Raw genomic sequence first — 15,696 nt, 5'->3', positions numbered from 1 at the left:
GCCTCGGGGCGCAGGACGCCGGGGTCGCTGGGGAGGAAGCGGACGATGCGCAGGAGTTCGGGTACGTCGACGTGCTTGGGGGTCAGGCCGCAGCGCAGGACGTTGTCGGAGTTGGCCATGATCTCCACGCCGAGGCCGTTCAGGTAGGCGTGCGGGACGCCGGCGCCGAGGTGGAGGGCCTCGCCGGGCTGGAGCCGGACGTGGTTCAGCAGCATCGCGGCGATGACGCCGGGGTCGCCCGGGTAGTGGTGGGCGATGTCGGCGTAGGGGGCGTAGGCGCCGCCGAGGCTGGTGCAGGCGGTCGCCGTCTCCGCGACGGTGCGGGACATGTCGTCGGGGTCGGCGGTGAGGATCGCCGTGAGGACCTCGCGCAGGGCGGCGTCCTCGGGGTGGGCGTGCAGCAGGTCGACGTAGGGCTTGAGGGAGTCGACCCCCAGGTCGTCGAGCAGGGCCGCGGCCTCCAGCGGGGCGCGGAAGCCGCACAGGCCGTCGAACTCGGTGAGGGCGCAGATCAGTTCGGGCTTGTGGTTGGCGTCCTTGTAGTTGCGGTGCGGGGCGTCCACGGGGATGCCGCGGCGTTCCTCGTCCGCGTGGCCCTCCCGCGCCTGCGCGAGGTCGGGGTGGACCTGGAGGGAGAGCGGGGCGCCCGCGGCGAGGATCTTGAGGAGGAAGGGCAGCCGGGGGCCGAACTTGGCGACGGCGGCGGGTCCGAGTTCCTTCTCGGGGTCGGCGCCGATGACCTCGACGAGTGTGCCCCGGTCGGTGCGCGAGGGCGCGCCGGGGTGGGCGCCCATCCACATCTCCGCCTGTGGTTCGCCGGTCGGTTCGACGCCGAGCAGCTGCGGTATGGCGGTCGGGGAACCCCAGGCGTAGGGGCGGATGGTGTTGTCGAGGCGGTCCATGGGGTTCTCTCTGCGTGTGCGGGGGTGCTGGCGCGTCAGGGTGTCCCGGGCAAGATCAGGCCCTCGAAGCGAGCGCCAGGTAAACCGCGGCGAAATCCGTGATGGCGATCAGTTCCGCGAGGGTCTCCAGTTCACCGCCGGCCTCCGGTTCCAGCTCGCTGATCGGTGTGTCGTGGCTGAGGGCGAGGTCGCGGGCGCCGGGGGCGGCGGTGAGGCCGCCGATGGGGCGGTCGCGGAGCAGGACCACGCGCGCGTGCAGGGCGGGTGGTTCCTCGACGCGGTCGCGGAAGAAGTCGCCGGGGTCGGCGCTGGCGGCCAGCGGTCCCGCGAGCAGGGCGCCGTGGGCGGCGAGCGCCTCGGGGAGTTCGGCGACGACCGCGGGGGTTCCGGACAGTTCGGCGAGGGCGGCGGCGAAGCGCCGGCCGGCCGGACCGGCCGAGACGCCCTCGGTCCAGACGATCGGGAGTGCGTCGGCGAGTTCGGCGGCCAGGGTCTTGGCGGCGTTGCTGTACGTGGCGATGGCCGGGCCGCAGCGTTCGGCGACCTTGTCGAGGCGGTCGGCGACCTTGCCGAGGGCGTCCGGCGGGGCGGCGAGCACGCCGGTACGGTCCAGGAGCGCGAGCAGCGGGGTGAGCAGGGCCCACAGGACGCCGGGGGCGGACGCGGCGAGGGGCTCGTCCTGGTCGTACGGGGCGGTCGCCATGGGGACGAACATGCCGTGCACGCCGGCGACCGCGTCGGCGAGCGGGGTGCGGCCGGGGGCCACGGCGACGACGGTGCAGCCACGGCGGTAGGCCTGCTCGGCGAGGAGGGACAGCCCGGGTTCGGTGCCGTCCGGGGTGGTGATCAGCAGGAGGTCCACGGAACCGACCCAGCCGGGCAGTTCCCACCGCAGGGCGCCCGCGGCGGGAGCGACGCCGGTGGGGGCGAGGCGGGTGACCGGGCTGCCGGGGCCGGCGAGCGTGCCGATGAGGTCGGCGGCGTGGGTGGCGGCGGCGCCCGGGCCGGCGATGAGGACCGCGCGGGGGCGGCCGTCCGGCTTGAGGTCGCCCACGCCCGCCTCGGCGGCGTGGCGGGCGGCCGTTCGGACGCGGGCGCCGGCTTCCGCGGCGCCGCGGAGCAGCCCGCGGTGGTCGGCCTCGGCGAGGCCTTCCGGGGAGTCGAGCAGCGATTCGTCGAGCATGGGCGGCAGCTTCCCATCGCCGGGGTCCGTTGTCAGGGTGTCCTGGATCGTGCCCGCTGTGCCGCGGGCTATGTGCGCCGCGGCGTCGCACCGGGGGCGGGCGCCCCCGCCGGTCACGCGGGGCGGCGGGCCTCGTCGACGAGGAGGACGGGGATGCCGTCGCGGACGGGGTAGGCCAGGCCGCAGCTGCCGTCGGTGCAGACGAGTTCGGCTTCCTGCTCCTTGAGGGGGGCGTGGCAGGCCGGGCAGGCGAGGATTTCGAGGAGGCCGGATTCGAGGGGCATGGGTGATGTTCCTCCGGGTGCGGGCGCTTGGGGTCGTGCCTGGTCAGGTTACCGCCGGTGGGGGATGGGGCTCAGCTCCTGATGATCGCCAGCACCTCGTCCCGCACCCGGGCCATCGTCTCGGCGTCCCTCGCCTCCGCGTTCAGGCGCAGCAGCGGCTCGGTATTGGACGGGCGGACGTTGAACCACCAGTCGGTGGAGGAGACCGTGAGGCCGTCGAGCTCGTCGAGGGTGATGCCCTCGCGGGCCCCGTACGCGGAGCGGATCGCGGCGAGGCTGGCCTGCTGGTCGGCGACCGTGGAGTTGATCTCGCCGGAGCCGGCGTAGCGGTCGTACTGGGCGACGAGCGAGGACAGCGGGCCGTCCTGGCCGCCGAGGGCCGCCAGGACGTGGAGGGCGGCCAGCATGCCCGTGTCGGCGTTCCAGAAGTCGCGGAAGTAGTAGTGCGCGGAGTGCTCGCCGCCGAAGATCGCGCCGGTGCGGGCCATCTCGGCCTTGATGAAGGAGTGGCCCACGCGGGTGCGGACCGGGCTGCCGCCGTTCTCCTCGACGACCTCGGGGACCGACCAGGACGTGATCAGATTGTGGATGATCATGCCCTTGCCGCCGTGCCGGGCCAGCTCGCGGGAGGCGACCAGGGCGGTGATCGCCGACGGGGAGACCGGCTCGCCGCGCTCGTCGACGACGAAGCAGCGGTCGGCGTCGCCGTCGAAGGCGAGGCCGAGGTCGGCGCCCTCCTCGCGGACCCGCTTCTGCAGGTCGACGAGGTTGGCCGGGTCGAGGGGGTTGGCCTCGTGGTTGGGGAAGGTGCCGTCCAGCTCGAAGTACATCGGGACGAGCGTCAGCGGCAGGCCGGCGAAGACCTCGGGGACCGTGTGCCCGCCCATGCCGTTGCCCGCGTCGACGACGACCTTCAGGGGGCGGACGGAGGTCAGGTCGACCAGGGAGCGCAGGTGTGCCGCGTAGTCCGCCAACGTGTCACGGCCGGTGATCGTGCCCGCCTTCGCGGCCGGCTGCGGGGCGCCGGACCCGCTCCATCCCTCGACCAGTTCGCGGATCTGCGCGAGGCCGGTGTCCTGGCCGACCGGGGCGGCGCCCGCGCGGCACATCTTGATGCCGTTGTACTGGGCCGGGTTGTGGGAGGCGGTGAACATGGCGCCCGGCAGGTTCAGCGCGCCCGAGGCGTAGTACAGCTGGTCGGTCGAGCAGAGGCCGATCTCCGTCACGTCCGCGCCCAGTGCGGCCGCCCCGCGCGCGAAGGCACGCGACAGGCCCGGTGAGGAGGGCCGCATGTCGTGCCCGGTCGTGATGGCGCTCGCGCCGGTGACCCGTACGAAGGCCGCTCCGAAGAGCTCGGCCAGGGACTCGTCCCACTGGTCGGGGACGACTCCGCGTACGTCGTACGCCTTCACGACCTGCGACAGATCAGCAGCCACGGCCAACCTTCCTGGAAAAGTACTGTCGGACCGCCCAAACTACCTTCGCCCACCGACAGCGCGCCGGGCGGATGCCAGGAGGACTCCGGGCCGTAACCTCAGGTCAGGGCAGCATCCAGTCCAGGACCGGGGTGCTCCGGCCGACCACGGTCAGGCTCATCACCAGCAACAGACCGAGGCTCCACGCCAGCATCTTGCGCAGCGGGTCGCCCTCTCGGCCCGCCAGTGCGACGGCCGTCCTGGGGTGGGGTCAGTTGTCGGGCGACCGCAGGACCCGCAGATGGCCGCGTCGCGCGACCTCCCTCGGGTCGGCCCCGCGGCCTACGCCGCCGGCCTCGGCCGTCCGCTGCTGCGGGCGGGCCGCCTCACGCACGGCGTTCGCAAGCGCTTCCAGGTCGTCGCCGCTGGGGCGGGCCGGGGCCGAACCGTCGAGGAGCCGGACGACCTCCCAGCCGCGCGGGGCGGTGAGGCGCTCGGAGTGCTCGGCGCACAGGTCGTAGCAGTGGGGTTCGGCGTAGGTGGCGAGCGGGCCGAGGACCGCGGTCGAGTCGGCGTAGACGTACGTCAGCGTCGCGACGGCGGGACGGCCGCAGGCGGTGCGCGAACAGCGACGTACAGGGCTCACGACGTTGGACGGTACCGCACTCTTGAGCGGGCCGCGACGACTCTCCATCAGGTCACTCCCCCGTGTCGTGCTGTGAAACGCCCCACACACCCCTTTGGGTGCACCTTGCTGACCTGCCAGGACGTCGCTGCCCTGAGTACCGAACGGTGCCGCAAGCGGTCAAGAGTCAACACAAAACCCTCAATTGCCGTGAGGTCACCGGTCTCGGTGGGATACGGATTTGAGCCCAACCTTGGCTTGAATGGTCATGTAGCGACATGCCGTGCGGCACGGCCGGAAGCCGTCCGTGCCGCCGTGCGGTGCCGGGCACGGGGGCGCGGCGGGGACTACCCTTCACCAGTGATGGACAAGCCCGTAACGCCCCGTGCCGCCGCCCCCGGGCCCCGCCGTCGTGATCGCCACGGACGGGGCATGCGCGGCCCCATCGCACCACCGCAGGTGCCGCTCGCCGCGAGCCGCGCGGAGGCGTTCGCCGATCTGGTGCAGGACTCCGTGGAGCGCCTGGAGCGGCGGTGGCCGCAGCTCGCCGACATCGACTTCCTGGTCCTGGAGGTGCCGCGGCTCGACGGGCCGGGCCAGGCCTGGAACGACGAGGCGGTTCCGCTCGGCGGCACGATCAGCGCACGCGAGGGCCGCCCCGCCCGCGTGGTCGTCTACCGGCGGCCGGTCGAGATCCGCACCAAGGGGCGTGACGAGCGGGCGGCGCTGGTGCACGAGGTCGTCGTCGAGCAGGTCGCCGAGCTCCTCGGGCTGACGCCGGAGACGGTCGATCCGCGCTACGGCGAGGACCAGGGCTGAGCCGGGCCCCGGCCCGGCGGACCTACTTCTGGAGCACCGAAAGGTCCTCGTCCGCCTCCGGTACGGCCACCGTCCCGCGGTCGTCCGGCAGGGTCTGCACGGTGAAGGCGGGGACGCCGCCCTCGCTCGCGGCCAGGGTGCGGGCCCCGTAGACCGGGCCGCCGGAGACCGGCTCGACCGTGAGCGCGTACGTGCCCTTCAGGCCACCGGGAACCGGGGCCTCTATGTCCTGGGTCGTGCCGGCCTTGATCGTGTACGTCTTCGACACCGGGGTCCCGCCCTCGCTGCCGACCGAGGCGGTGACCCTGACCGTGGCGGCCGCGCGGGGAGCCGTCAGGGACAGGGTGCTGTCCTTGCCGCTGTTGTCCGCGGACGTCGCACGCGTGCCGACGGGGCGGCTGGCCGGGATGAACGCCGTCTCCTGCTTGTCGCCCTTGCCGCGTACGACGCGCAGGGCCGCGACGACCGGCACGGACCGGTCCGTCGGCGTCAGCACCAGGGAGCCCGCCTCGCCGCGGGTGACGTCGCCCAGGTCGACGGCGGTCGTCATGCCGCCCTTGACGTGCACGGTCTCGTGACCGGCCGGGGTGATCAGCCCGGAGGGGGAGGCCAGGCGCACCTTCAGGTCCGCGTCGGCGTCGGCGGGGGTGAAGGCGACCAGGCGCACGGAGGTCGCGTCCTTGGGGATGCCGGGCAGGACCAGGCTGCCCGATGGGTCCGCGGAGGCGGCCAGCCAGTCACCGCCGAGCTTGTCGTCCAGGGCCTGCACGGCGGCGCCCACGCGTCCGCTGCGGACGTTGACGTGCACGGTGAGGTTGGTCTGCCGCTCGTCGGTGAGGGTGGACAGCAGGACCGGCTCGCTGGAGTGCGGCGGGACGGTGATGCTCTCGCCCACCGCGGACTTCAGGACGCCGTCCTTGCCGTAGAGCTCGATGTCGACCACGGCGGCGGAGTCGTCGGGGTTCGTCAGGTGGACGTAGTCGGTGCGGTCGGCGTCCGTACTGACGCCGGGGAACCAGAAGTCGGTGTCCGGAGCGGTGCAGTTGACGCCCTGCAGGCCCCGGCCGGTCCCCGCGGCGACCTCGGTCGTCTCCTGGACCGTCCAGCCGGGCGCGAACCTGCCGTCCGCGGTCCCGACGAGGGCGGGCGCGTCGCCGCCGGAGCTGTCGCCGGTGACCGGCTTGCCGGGCTCCTTGGGAGTCAGCACCGGTTCGGCGGGCTTGTCCTTGCCGGACTTCCCGGCGTCCTTGCCCGTGCCTTCGTCCTTGCCGTCGACCAGGTCGTCCGCCGATTCCTCGGCGGCCGCCCGGAGTTCGGCCTTGCCACCGCTTCCGGTGCCCTTCGTGACAGGCGTGAAGGAGGTGTAGGACGTCTCGGCGAGGTCGGACGTGCTGGGCGCCGGACACACCAGGCTCGTGCGCTCCACGGGCAGTTGGGCGGCCGCCTTGGCGGCGGTGTCCGTGCCCGGGGCGTCCGGAGCCGACAGCGCGGCGAAGCCGGTGACGGCGGCGAGCGCGGTCGTGCCGGCGATCAGGGACAGGGTGGTGCGGTTCACTGCTGGCTCCCGTCGGGACGCTCGCTGCCCGTGCCGTGGGGGTGGTGCTGCTGGGCCGGGTCGTACGGCGTGCCGTAGCCCTGCTGGTAGGCCTGGTCGTATGCCGCCTGGTCGTACGCCGCCTGGTCGTAACCCTCCTGGCCGTACGGCGGAGTCTGCGCCTGGCCCTGGCCGCCGTACGCGTACGGGTCGTACTGGCCGCCCTGGTACGGGTCCGCCGGGTACTGCTGTCCGTAGGCGTCCGCCGGGTACTGCGCGTTCTGGTACTGGTCGCCGTAGTTGGCGTACTCACCGCCCTGGTAGCCGGCGTCGTCCCTCCCCCAGGCTCCGGCATCCTCGCCCGGGGGAACCCCCGTGCCGGGGTTCTGCTGCTGGGGCACGGCCACCGGCGGCTGCTGCGGCTGTGGGGGCCGGAACTCCTCGGGTCCGGTGGCCTCTTCGGCCTCGGCCTCCGCCTGGGCGCGCAGGCGGCGGGCGCGGCGGCCCTCGCCGGCGACGGCCTGGGCCGGGACGGCCGGCTCGTCGGGGAGGTCGTCGTCGATGTCGCGGCGCCGGCCGGGCAGGGCGAGCACCACCAGGACGACGGCGAGCAGGCCCTGGGCCCACAGCCAGGCCGTGTGGCCGATCGGGTCGTCGTAGGTGACGTCCAGCCTGCCGCCGCCCGCGGGGAGTTCGAAACCCTGGGCCCAGCCGTCGACCGTGGTGCGGGTCAGCGGCTTGCCGTCGAGCGTGGCGGACCAGCCGTCGGAGGCGGAGTCGGCGAGCCGCAGCACGCGTCCGCCCGAGCCGGCCGGGATCGTGGTGTGGATGTCCACGGGCCCGGCGGCGACGGGCTGCGGGGTGCCGGAGGAGCCGGAGGCCGGGGCGATGGTGGCGCGCGCGACCTCGCGGTTGACGCGCCACAGGGCGCCGCCGTCCTGCTGGCTGAGGCGGGTCAGGCCGGGCGTGGCGTCGAGGACACGGGTGACCTCGCGGGGCGCGCCCTGGTGGACGAGGACGTAGCGCACGGCGAAGCCGCCGAGCTGGTCGGCCTGGTCGGCGCCGGATCCGGCGACCAGGTTGGCGACGACCTTGTCGAGCCTGCTGTTCTCCCCGTCGGCGGCGGCGATCTCGCCGTCGCCGAGGCGGGCGCCCGAACCGCGGACCAGCATGTAGCCGACGCGAGCGCCGGAGTCGCTGTCGAGGACGAGGGTGCGGGCCTGGTCGCGGGAACCGCTCTCCTCGGCGACGAACGCGGGGACCTGGGTCGGGTCGCGCCGCTCCAGCGGGCCGTCGGCGCCCCTGATCATCCAGCCGGCGGCGATGAGCAGCGGGCCCGCGGCCGAGGCGAAGGCGATCAGCACGGCGACCGGCTGGCGCCAGCCGAAGCTCTGCTCGGCCACGCGCGCGCGTGCCCCGTCGGCGCCGAGCGCGGCGGCGGCCAGCAAGGCGATGCCGTAGACGAGGGTCGCCGGGCCGGCCCAGGTGGAGCCGTTGGACAGGACCGCGAAGACGAAGCCGACCAGGGCGACCGCCCAGGCCGTCCAGATGCCCGACTGTCGTTCCGAGCGCAGCAGGGCGGCGAGGGCGGCCAGCACGATGCCGATGAGCATGAGGCCGCTGACGGTGCCGGGGCCGCCCGGGCTGGCGCCGAGCAGGTCGAGGGCGGAGGCGGCCGACGGACGGTACGCGAGGCCCGCTTCCGTGAAGAAGCCGGACGGGAGCAGCGTCAGCGACCAGGGTGCGAGGAGCAGCAGGGGCGTGCCCAGCTGGGCGAGGAACCGCAGCCCGTAGGCCGTGATGTCGCTCCGGCGCCATGCCAGCAGGCCGATGCCGAGGAGCAGCGCGATGGGCCAGACGATCGGCGTGAAGGCGGTGGTGATGGTCAGCAGCAGCGCGTACGCCCAGGTGGCGCGCCAGCTGCCGCGGGCTCCTGAGGGGTTCGTCAGGCCGCCGGCCGCGATGCCCGCGCGGGCGATGAGCGGCAGCAGCACGGCGAGGACGGCGGTGCCGATGCGGCCGCCGGCGAGGGCGCCGGTGGCGGCGGGCAGGAACGCGTAGACGACGGCTGCCCAGGCGCGCAGCAGCCGGGACTCGACGAGCGGGCGGGAGGCGAAGTAGGCGGCGACTCCGGCCAGGGGTACCGAGCCGACGAGCAGGACCGTGACGGCGAGGCCGGCCGAGCCGAACAGCAGGGAGGCCAGCATCGCCACGAGCGCGACGTACGGCGGCGCGGACGAGGTGCCGCCGGCGCCGACCGGATGCCAGGCGTCCAGGTAGCGCGACCACAGTTCGGCGGAGTCGGCCGGGGCGGGCAGCAGGGCGCCGCCCGCGAGCGCGCCGCCGCCCAGCAGCTGGCGGCAGGCGGCCAGGGAGACGAGCAGCAGGACCAGGAAGAGCACCGGGCCGGGCTTGCGCGCGATGCGCTTGAGCCGGGCGAACTGCTCGACCTCCAGGAAGTCGGCGTCGTCGCCGCCGGGGCCCGACTCGACGGCGCCGCCGTGCCGTCCCGCGCCGGCGGCGACCTCCGGGTCGGAGCGGCCGACGAGGCTGCTCGCGATCTGCTCGACGGTGACGCGGACGGTGGCGCCGGGCGGCGGGAACAGCGCCCGCAGCTCGTCCTTGTCGATCCGGGGTGCGCCTCTGGCGCGCCGCCCGGCGAGGATGCGCTCGGGCCTGAGCAGCGTGCCCAGCAGGCCGCGGATCTCGTCGAGGGCCTGTCCTGGGACCTTGCCGACCAGGTAGGCCACGGTACGTAGCAGAGTGCCGAGCACGATCCGCAGCATCACCCAGGGGAGCACGGCCGTGCGCGAGTTGACGAGCAGGGTGTAGACGGCGCCGGCCTTGTCGGCCTTGTGCGGGGAGGACGTCGTACGGCCCACGCAGTCGACCGTGCGGCGCTCGCGGCTGGACGCCTCGGCGTGGCGGACGACCGCCTCGGGAGCGACCAGGACGCGGTAGCCGGCCGTGTGCGCGCGCCAGCACAGGTCGACGTCGTCGCGCATGAGGGGCAGGTGGCGGTCGAAGCCGCCGAGCTGCTCGAAGACGTCGCGGCGGACGAGCATGCCGGCGGTGGACACCGAGAGCACGTCCCGGACGTGGTCGTGCTGGCCCTGGTCCTGCTCGCGGCGGTCCAGGCCGGTCCAGCGGCGGCCGGAGTTGGCGATGGAGACGCCGACCTCCAGCAGCTGCCGCCGGTCGTACCAGCCGCGGAGCTTGGGGCCCACGACGGCGACGTCCTCGCGGCCCAGCTCGTACTCGTTCTCCACGACCCGCAGCAGCTGGGCCAGGGCGTCCGGGTCCGGGGCGCAGTCGTCGTGCAGCAGCCACAGCCACTGCACCGGCTCGCCGTGCGGGAGCTCGGGCAGGTCGTAGGCGTCGTCACGCCACGAGCGCGTGACCGGGTCCCAGCCGCTGGGGCGCTTCAGGTACGGCAGCTCGTCCGGGGTGAGGACCGGGGCGGTGCGGGCGCACTCCTCGACGGCCTGGCCGAAGCCGGTGCGGCGGGCCAGGTGCAGCACCCGGTCGGCGCCGAGGGCGTCGGTGACCAGCTGGGCGGAGGTGTCCGCGCTGCCGGTGTCGGCTCCCGTCGCGTACTGGACGGGCCGCTCCTGGCCGAGCAGCCCGGCGAGCGCGTCGGGCAGCCAGCGGGCGCCGTCGTGGGAGACGAGGACCGCGGTGACCACATGACGCGGAAACTCAGGTGTGGCAGCGGCGTCGTGATGAGCTGCCGAGTGGCTGTGCACGGACATCGAGGTACGGGCCCCGGTTCGGTGGACTGCGGTGGACGCCCGTGCCCGGAGGGGGCGGCGGGGCGTCTCGGACGAGCGACCACACTATCGGCTGCGCAACCAACGGCCCGCCGCCTGTGGACAACCCACGGACGACGGGCCGCTCACGCTGAGGGGTGGGGTCAGACGGCCGCCTTCTTCAGCCGGCGGCGCTCCCGCTCGGACAGGCCGCCCCAGATGCCGAATCGCTCGTCGTTGGCGAGGGCGTACTCGAGGCACTCGGAGCGGACCTCACAGGCGAGGCAGACCTTCTTGGCCTCCCTCGTGGAGCCGCCCTTCTCGGGGAAGAAGGACTCGGGGTCGGTCTGGGCGCACAGCGCGCGCTCCTGCCAGCCGAGTTCCTCGTCCGCGTCGTCGACCAGCAGTTGCTGCACCGTCTCGGTCATGTGCGCCCCTCGTCTGTCTTCGCGTCCCCGTGATCTAGCCGTTACCGATTCCGGCTGAACGACACGAGTGAAATTACAAGTGTGCTGCTCCGGGCGAGTCAAGCCGAGATCTGCTATTGAGCCCCTTATTCACTCTGCGGAACCAAGCCCATGCGGAAAGTGTTCAAATCACCATAAACCCTGACACACAGGTGGAGCCCACGAGGGCCCACGCCTTCCGCCGGACCCCTTGCAGACCTCTGAGAGGAAGGACGCCCAGGAGTTCGATCTCGTTCCGACACGCACGCCGAAGCGAAACGGATCACAGTCGGATCACGACTACGCAACGGGGTTTGCGCGCCCGGTTGGACGCCATGTGTCCCGGGCGGGCCATGAACAAACCTTTCATCTGAGCGATCGACCTGATGAGGTGAACCACATCCCACATACCGGGTGCCGAGTTGACAGTGAAGGTGTGAACCGGTGTCCTTGTGGGCATGCTCGCGAACTCGGCAACCACCTCGACCCGCACCGCCGGGTCCCACGGTGCTGCCCGCGCTCGCTGTAGCTGTTGCTGTCCCAGCTGTTGAGCCACACCCGCTCCAGCTGAAGGCCGGGCCACCCGTAGCCCGGCTCCCGTTCCCTCTGACCTAGTTTTCACTGAGGAACCACGCACCCCATGAACAGCGACAGCGACCTCCAGATCGCCGGCGACATCCTCGAAGTCACGCACCTCCTCCAGACCCCCCGCGAGCACCCGGCCACCGTCGCCGAGTTCGTCGGACTCGCCCGCTCCCTCGCCGAGGACCGCTCCCAGTGGGAGCACCTCGTCCGCTACGACGCAGCCAGCCGCTGGTACCACCGGCTGCGCACCGGCCCGGGCTACGAGGTGTGGCTGCTGTCCTGGGTGCCCGGGCAGGGCAGCGGGCTGCACGACCACGGCCGCTCCTCCGGTGTGCTGACCGTGCTGGACGGCACGCTGACCGAGCGCACGGAGCGGGGCACACGCGCCTTGCGGGCGGGCGCGCAGCGCGTGTTCGCGCCGGGGTACGCGCACGAAGTCGTCAATGACGCGCTGGAGCCGGCGGTGAGCCTGCACGTCTACTACCCGGGCCTCACCGAGATGCCGATGCACACGGCCCCGCACTGCGAGGCCCGAGCCGTACGGGTGCCCTGACCACCCGAGGGGTTGCCGCAGCGCCTGGCGGGTCGCCGCAGCCGCTCACGGGTTGCCCCGGCCGCCGACCCGTTGTCGTAGCCGCCTGCAAGACTGTCGCCCATGCGCATTGTGGTTCTGGCAGGCGGCATCGGCGGTGCCCGGTTCCTGCGTGGTCTGAAGCGTGCCGTCCCGGACGCGGACATCACGGTCATCGGCAACACCGCGGACGACATCCACCTCTTCGGGCTGAAGGTCTGCCCGGACCTCGACACGGTGATGTACACGCTCGGCGGCGGCATCAACGAGGAACAGGGCTGGGGGCGCGCCGACGAGACCTTCCATCTCAAGGAGGAGCTCGCGGCGTACGGCGTCGGGCCCGAATGGTTCGGTCTCGGCGACCGGGACTTCGCCACCCACATCGTGCGGACGCAGATGATCGGCGCCGGATACCCGCTGAGCGCGGTGACGCAGGCGCTGTGCGACCGCTGGAAGCCGGGCGTGCGGCTGATCCCCATGTCCGACGACCGTGTCGAGACGCATGTGGCCGTCGAGATCGACGGCGAGACCAAGGCGATCCACTTCCAGGAGTACTGGGTGCGGCTGCGCGCCTCGGTGCCCGCCCGGGCGGTCGTTCCGGTCGGCGCCGACCAGGCGAAGCCCGCGCCGGGCGTCCTGGAGGCCATCGCCGAGGCGGACGTCGTCCTCTTCCCGCCGTCCAACCCGGTCGTGTCGATCGGCACGATCCTCGCCGTGCCCGGCATCCGGGAGGCGATCGCCGACGCCGGGGTGCCGGTCGTCGGCCTCTCCCCCATCGTCGGCGACGCGCCCGTGCGGGGCATGGCCGACAAGGTGCTCGCCGCCGTGGGCGTGGAGTCGACCGCGACGGCGGTGGCCGAGCACTACGGCTCGGGCCTGCTGGACGGCTGGCTCGTGGACTCGGTGGACGCCGCAGCGGCGGACCAGGTCGAGGCGGCGGGGATCCGCTGCCGGGCCGTGCCCCTGATGATGAGCGACATCGACGCGACCGCGCGGATGGCCCAGGAGGCACTGGCACTGGCCGAGGAGGTGCGGGGGGCGTGAGCGGCGAGACGCAGGTGGCCGCCGGGTACCGGGTGTGGGCCCTGGGCGGGATACCGGAGGTCACGGCCGGGGACGACCTGGCGAAGCTGATCGCGGCCGCCGAGCCCGGCCTGGCCGACGGGGACGTGCTGCTCGTCACCTCGAAGATCGTGTCCAAGGCGGAGGACCGGATCGTGCGGGCCGCCGACCGGGAGGCCGCGATCGACGCAGAGACGGTCCGGGTGGTGGCCCGGCGCGGCGCCCTGCGGATCGTGGAGAACCGGCAGGGCCTGGTCATGGCCGCGGCCGGGGTCGACGCGTCCAACACCCCGTCCGGGACGGTGCTGTTGCTGCCCGAGGACCCGGACGCGTCCGCCCGTGCCGTCCGCGAGGGACTGCGCGACGCCCTCGGCGTCGACGTGGGCGTCGTCGTCACCGACACCTTCGGCCGGCCGTGGCGCGCCGGGCTCACGGACGTCGCGATCGGGGCCGCCGGAGTGCGCGTGCTCGACGATCTGCGGGGCGGCACGGACGCGCACGGCAATCCGCTCAGCGCCACCGTCGTGGCCACGGCCGACGAACTCGCCGCCGCGGGCGACCTAGTCAAGGGCAAGGCCGCGGGGCGGCCCGTCGCCGTGGTGCGCGGGCTCGCGCATCTGGTCGCGGAGGAAGACGACGGCGAGGGAGCGCGGGCCATGGTCCGCGGGGCGCGTGACGACATGTTCCGCCTCGGCACCTCGGAGGCGGTACGGCTGGCCGTGACCCAGCGGCGTACGGTCCGGTCCTTCACGGACGAGCCCGTCGACGCGGGTGCCGTACGGCGGGCCGTGGCCGCGGCCGTGACCGCCCCGGCGCCGCACCACACGACGCCGTGGCGGTTCGTGCTGCTGGAGTCGGAGGAGTCGCGCACCCGGCTGCTCGACGCCATGCGGGACGCGTGGATCGCCGACCTGCGGCGGGACGGCAAGTCGGAGGAGTCCATCGCCAAGCGGGTCCGGCGCGGGGACGTCCTGCGCAACGCGCCCTACCTTGTCGTCCCCTGCCTGGTCATGGACGGCTCACACACATACGGCGACCCGCGGCGGGACGGCGCCGAGCGGGAGATGTTCGTGGTCGCCGCCGGTGCCGGCGTGCAGAACTTCCTGGTCGCGCTGGCCGGGGAGCGGCTGGGGTCGGCATGGGTGTCGTCGACGATGTTCTGCCGGGACGTGGTCCGCGAGGTGCTGGAGCTGCCCGCGGACTGGGACCCGGTGGGGGCGGTGGCGGTCGGGCACGCGGCGGAGGAACCGCGGGCGCGGCCCGGGCGGGACGCGGGGGCGTTCATCGAGGTGCGGTGACAGGTGCCCGGCGGCGCCTACGCTCGTAGGGCTGCTCCCTCACGGATCCCAGGGACGTCGATCATGGCAGGACGGTTCGCTCAGCGGCCCTCGCTCCCCCACAGCCCGAAAGGCGTGGGAGGTACCCCCGTGCCGGTGCGCGGTGGGCGGGTCGCCGTGCCTCCGGGAGTGCCTCGGCAGGCGACGGGGCCGGGGAAGGTGCGCGCGTGGATGCCGGACGGGCCGCTGGATCTCGGCCTGGTGCTCGGGCCGTTGCGGCGCGGGCCCGGCGATCCGACGTTCCGCGCGACACCGGACGGGTCCGTGTGGCGAACCTGTCTCACTCCGGCCGGTCCCGGGACGCTACGGGTGTGCGCGTACGACGGTGGGGTGCGCGGGGAGGCCTGGGGGCCCGGCGCCCAGTGGCTGCTGGAGGGGTTGCCGGAGCTGCTCGGGGCGGCGGACGACCCGTCGGCGTTCGTGCCGCGGCACCGGCTGCTGGCGTCGGCCCGGCACCGGCGGCCGGGGTTGCGGCTGACGCGGAGCGGGCTCGTGCTGGAGTCGTTGATCCCGTCGATCCTGGAGCAGAAGGTCACGACCGACGAGGCGTACCGGGCGTGGCGGCTGCTGGTGCGGAAGTTCGGGGAACCGGCGCCGGGGCCCGCGCCCGCTCGGATGTACGTGATGCCGGCGCCTCGGACGTGGGCGCTGATTCCGTCGTGGGAATGGCATCGGGCCGGGGTGGACGACAAGCGCGCCTCGACGATCCTGCGTGCGGTACGCGTTGCCGGGCGCTTGGAGCAGGCGGTGGAGATGGAGCCCGCGGCGGCTCGGGCGCGGCTGGAGCTCGTGCCGGGGGTCGGGCCGTGGACCTCGGCGGAGACGGTGCAGCGCAGTCATGGGTCGGCGGACGAGGTGACGGTGGGTGACCTGCATCTGCCCGGGATCGTGGGGTGGGCGCTGGCCGGGGACCGGGACGCGGACGACGCGGCGATGCTGGAGCTGCTGGAGCCGTATGCGGGGCAGCGCCATCGGGCGGCTCGGCTGATCCTCCTGAGCGGAAGGGTGCCGGCGCGCAGGGCGCCGAAGATGCCTCGGTGGGACCTCGGGCAGTTGTGAGCTGCCGGGGGTGAGGTGCTCGGCGTCGGTCTGGCGGCGGGTGCTGGGGGCTTCGGGCTCGGCGCCGGTGCAGGGGGCAGGTGCCGTGGGCTTCAAGGGCTCGGCGCCGGTGCAGGGGGGCGGGT

General features: G+C 73.7%; 13 protein-coding genes. 5 read left to right on the top strand and 8 right to left on the bottom strand.

The features are described from left to right. The 5 genes from manA to C1J00_RS22640 all read right to left on the bottom strand — a co-directional run. On the bottom strand, positions 1-902 hold a 902-nt coding region (gene manA, locus C1J00_RS22660), incomplete at its 3' end, for a mannose-6-phosphate isomerase, class I (RefSeq protein ID WP_102910893.1). Positions 903-957: 55 nt separating this feature from the next. After that, the gene (locus tag C1J00_RS22655; RefSeq protein WP_102910894.1) at positions 958-2,085 is read right to left on the bottom strand and encodes an SIS domain-containing protein; all 1,128 of its coding nucleotides are present in this window, start codon (positions 2,083-2,085) and stop codon (positions 958-960) included. Between the two features lie 113 nt (positions 2,086-2,198). Continuing rightward, positions 2,199-2,369 carry a Trm112 family protein gene (locus C1J00_RS22650; RefSeq protein ID WP_102910892.1) on the bottom strand — a complete coding sequence of 57 codons (171 nt, stop codon included), beginning with the start codon at positions 2,367-2,369 and terminating at the stop codon, positions 2,199-2,201. A gap of 71 nt (positions 2,370-2,440) precedes the next feature. Beyond that, positions 2,441-3,805 (bottom strand): phosphomannomutase/phosphoglucomutase, encoded by a 1,365-nt coding sequence (locus C1J00_RS22645; RefSeq protein WP_102910891.1) that lies wholly within the window; start codon positions 3,803-3,805, stop codon positions 2,441-2,443. 250 nt (positions 3,806-4,055) lie between these two features. Continuing rightward, complete coding sequence (locus C1J00_RS22640) at positions 4,056-4,478, bottom strand: DUF3499 domain-containing protein (protein WP_102910890.1); 423 nt, start codon at positions 4,476-4,478, stop codon at positions 4,056-4,058. A gap of 294 nt (positions 4,479-4,772) precedes the next feature. Here C1J00_RS22640 and C1J00_RS22635 point away from each other — a divergent pair, with 294 nt between their 5' ends. Then, the gene (locus tag C1J00_RS22635) at positions 4,773-5,228 is read left to right on the top strand and encodes a metallopeptidase family protein (RefSeq protein WP_078885356.1); all 456 of its coding nucleotides are present in this window, start codon (positions 4,773-4,775) and stop codon (positions 5,226-5,228) included. A gap of 22 nt (positions 5,229-5,250) precedes the next feature. Here C1J00_RS22635 and C1J00_RS22630 read toward each other — a convergent pair whose 3' ends face one another. From C1J00_RS22630 to C1J00_RS22620, 3 genes are all read right to left on the bottom strand, one after another. Continuing rightward, on the bottom strand, positions 5,251-6,783 hold the full coding sequence (locus C1J00_RS22630; protein WP_102910889.1) for a DUF5719 family protein: 1,533 nt from the start codon (positions 6,781-6,783) through the stop codon (positions 5,251-5,253). Further along, complete coding sequence (locus tag C1J00_RS22625) at positions 6,780-10,514, bottom strand: glycosyltransferase family 2 protein (protein ID WP_102910888.1); 3,735 nt, start codon at positions 10,512-10,514, stop codon at positions 6,780-6,782. The genes C1J00_RS22630 and C1J00_RS22625 overlap by 4 nt, the downstream gene beginning before the upstream one ends. 161 nt (positions 10,515-10,675) lie before the next feature. Continuing rightward, complete coding sequence (locus C1J00_RS22620; RefSeq protein WP_010034659.1) at positions 10,676-10,939, bottom strand: WhiB family transcriptional regulator; 264 nt, start codon at positions 10,937-10,939, stop codon at positions 10,676-10,678. 658 nt (positions 10,940-11,597) lie between these two features. Between C1J00_RS22620 and C1J00_RS22610 the strand changes: the two genes are divergently transcribed. The 4 genes from C1J00_RS22610 (at position 11,598) to C1J00_RS22595 (ending at position 15,571) form a co-directional block, all read left to right on the top strand. Further along, positions 11,598-12,095, top strand: coding sequence for a cysteine dioxygenase (locus C1J00_RS22610; RefSeq protein ID WP_102910886.1), 498 nt, complete (start codon positions 11,598-11,600; stop codon positions 12,093-12,095). Between the two features lie 102 nt (positions 12,096-12,197). After that, the gene (gene cofD / locus C1J00_RS22605) at positions 12,198-13,157 is read left to right on the top strand and encodes a 2-phospho-L-lactate transferase (RefSeq protein WP_102910885.1); all 960 of its coding nucleotides are present in this window, start codon (positions 12,198-12,200) and stop codon (positions 13,155-13,157) included. Continuing rightward, positions 13,154-14,473, top strand: a complete 1,320-nt coding sequence (locus C1J00_RS22600; RefSeq protein ID WP_102910884.1) for a coenzyme F420-0:L-glutamate ligase — start codon at positions 13,154-13,156, stop codon at positions 14,471-14,473. The genes cofD and C1J00_RS22600 overlap by 4 nt, the downstream gene beginning before the upstream one ends. Positions 14,474-14,536: 63 nt before the next feature. Further along, on the top strand, positions 14,537-15,571 hold the full coding sequence (locus tag C1J00_RS22595) for a DNA-3-methyladenine glycosylase family protein (RefSeq protein ID WP_439333429.1): 1,035 nt from the start codon (positions 14,537-14,539) through the stop codon (positions 15,569-15,571). The last annotated feature ends 125 nt before the right edge of the window (positions 15,572-15,696 follow it).

The organism is Streptomyces cahuitamycinicus, from assembly GCF_002891435.1.
Taxonomy (GTDB): Bacteria; Actinomycetota; Actinomycetes; order Streptomycetales; family Streptomycetaceae; genus Streptomyces; species Streptomyces cahuitamycinicus.
The sequence above is the reverse complement of the archived record's forward strand: the minus strand, read 5'-3'. Positions and strand labels throughout refer to the sequence as shown.

Coding starts and splice junctions, on each gene's coding strand:
- C1J00_RS22655 (WP_102910894.1), bottom strand. CDS start 2,085: ATGCTCGACGAATCGCTGCTCGACTCCCCGGAAGGCCTCGCCGAGGCC.
- C1J00_RS22650 (WP_102910892.1), bottom strand. CDS start 2,369: ATGCCCCTCGAATCCGGCCTCCTCGAAATCCTCGCCTGCCCGGCCTGC.
- C1J00_RS22640 (WP_102910890.1), bottom strand. CDS start 4,478: ATGGAGAGTCGTCGCGGCCCGCTCAAGAGTGCGGTACCGTCCAACGTC.
- C1J00_RS22635 (WP_078885356.1), top strand. CDS start 4,773: ATGGACAAGCCCGTAACGCCCCGTGCCGCCGCCCCCGGGCCCCGCCGT.
- C1J00_RS22625 (WP_102910888.1), bottom strand. CDS start 10,514: ATGTCCGTGCACAGCCACTCGGCAGCTCATCACGACGCCGCTGCCACA.
- C1J00_RS22620 (WP_010034659.1), bottom strand. CDS start 10,939: ATGACCGAGACGGTGCAGCAACTGCTGGTCGACGACGCGGACGAGGAA.
- C1J00_RS22610 (WP_102910886.1), top strand. CDS start 11,598: ATGAACAGCGACAGCGACCTCCAGATCGCCGGCGACATCCTCGAAGTC.
- cofD (WP_102910885.1), top strand. CDS start 12,198: ATGCGCATTGTGGTTCTGGCAGGCGGCATCGGCGGTGCCCGGTTCCTG.
- C1J00_RS22595 (WP_439333429.1), top strand. CDS start 14,537: ATGGCAGGACGGTTCGCTCAGCGGCCCTCGCTCCCCCACAGCCCGAAA.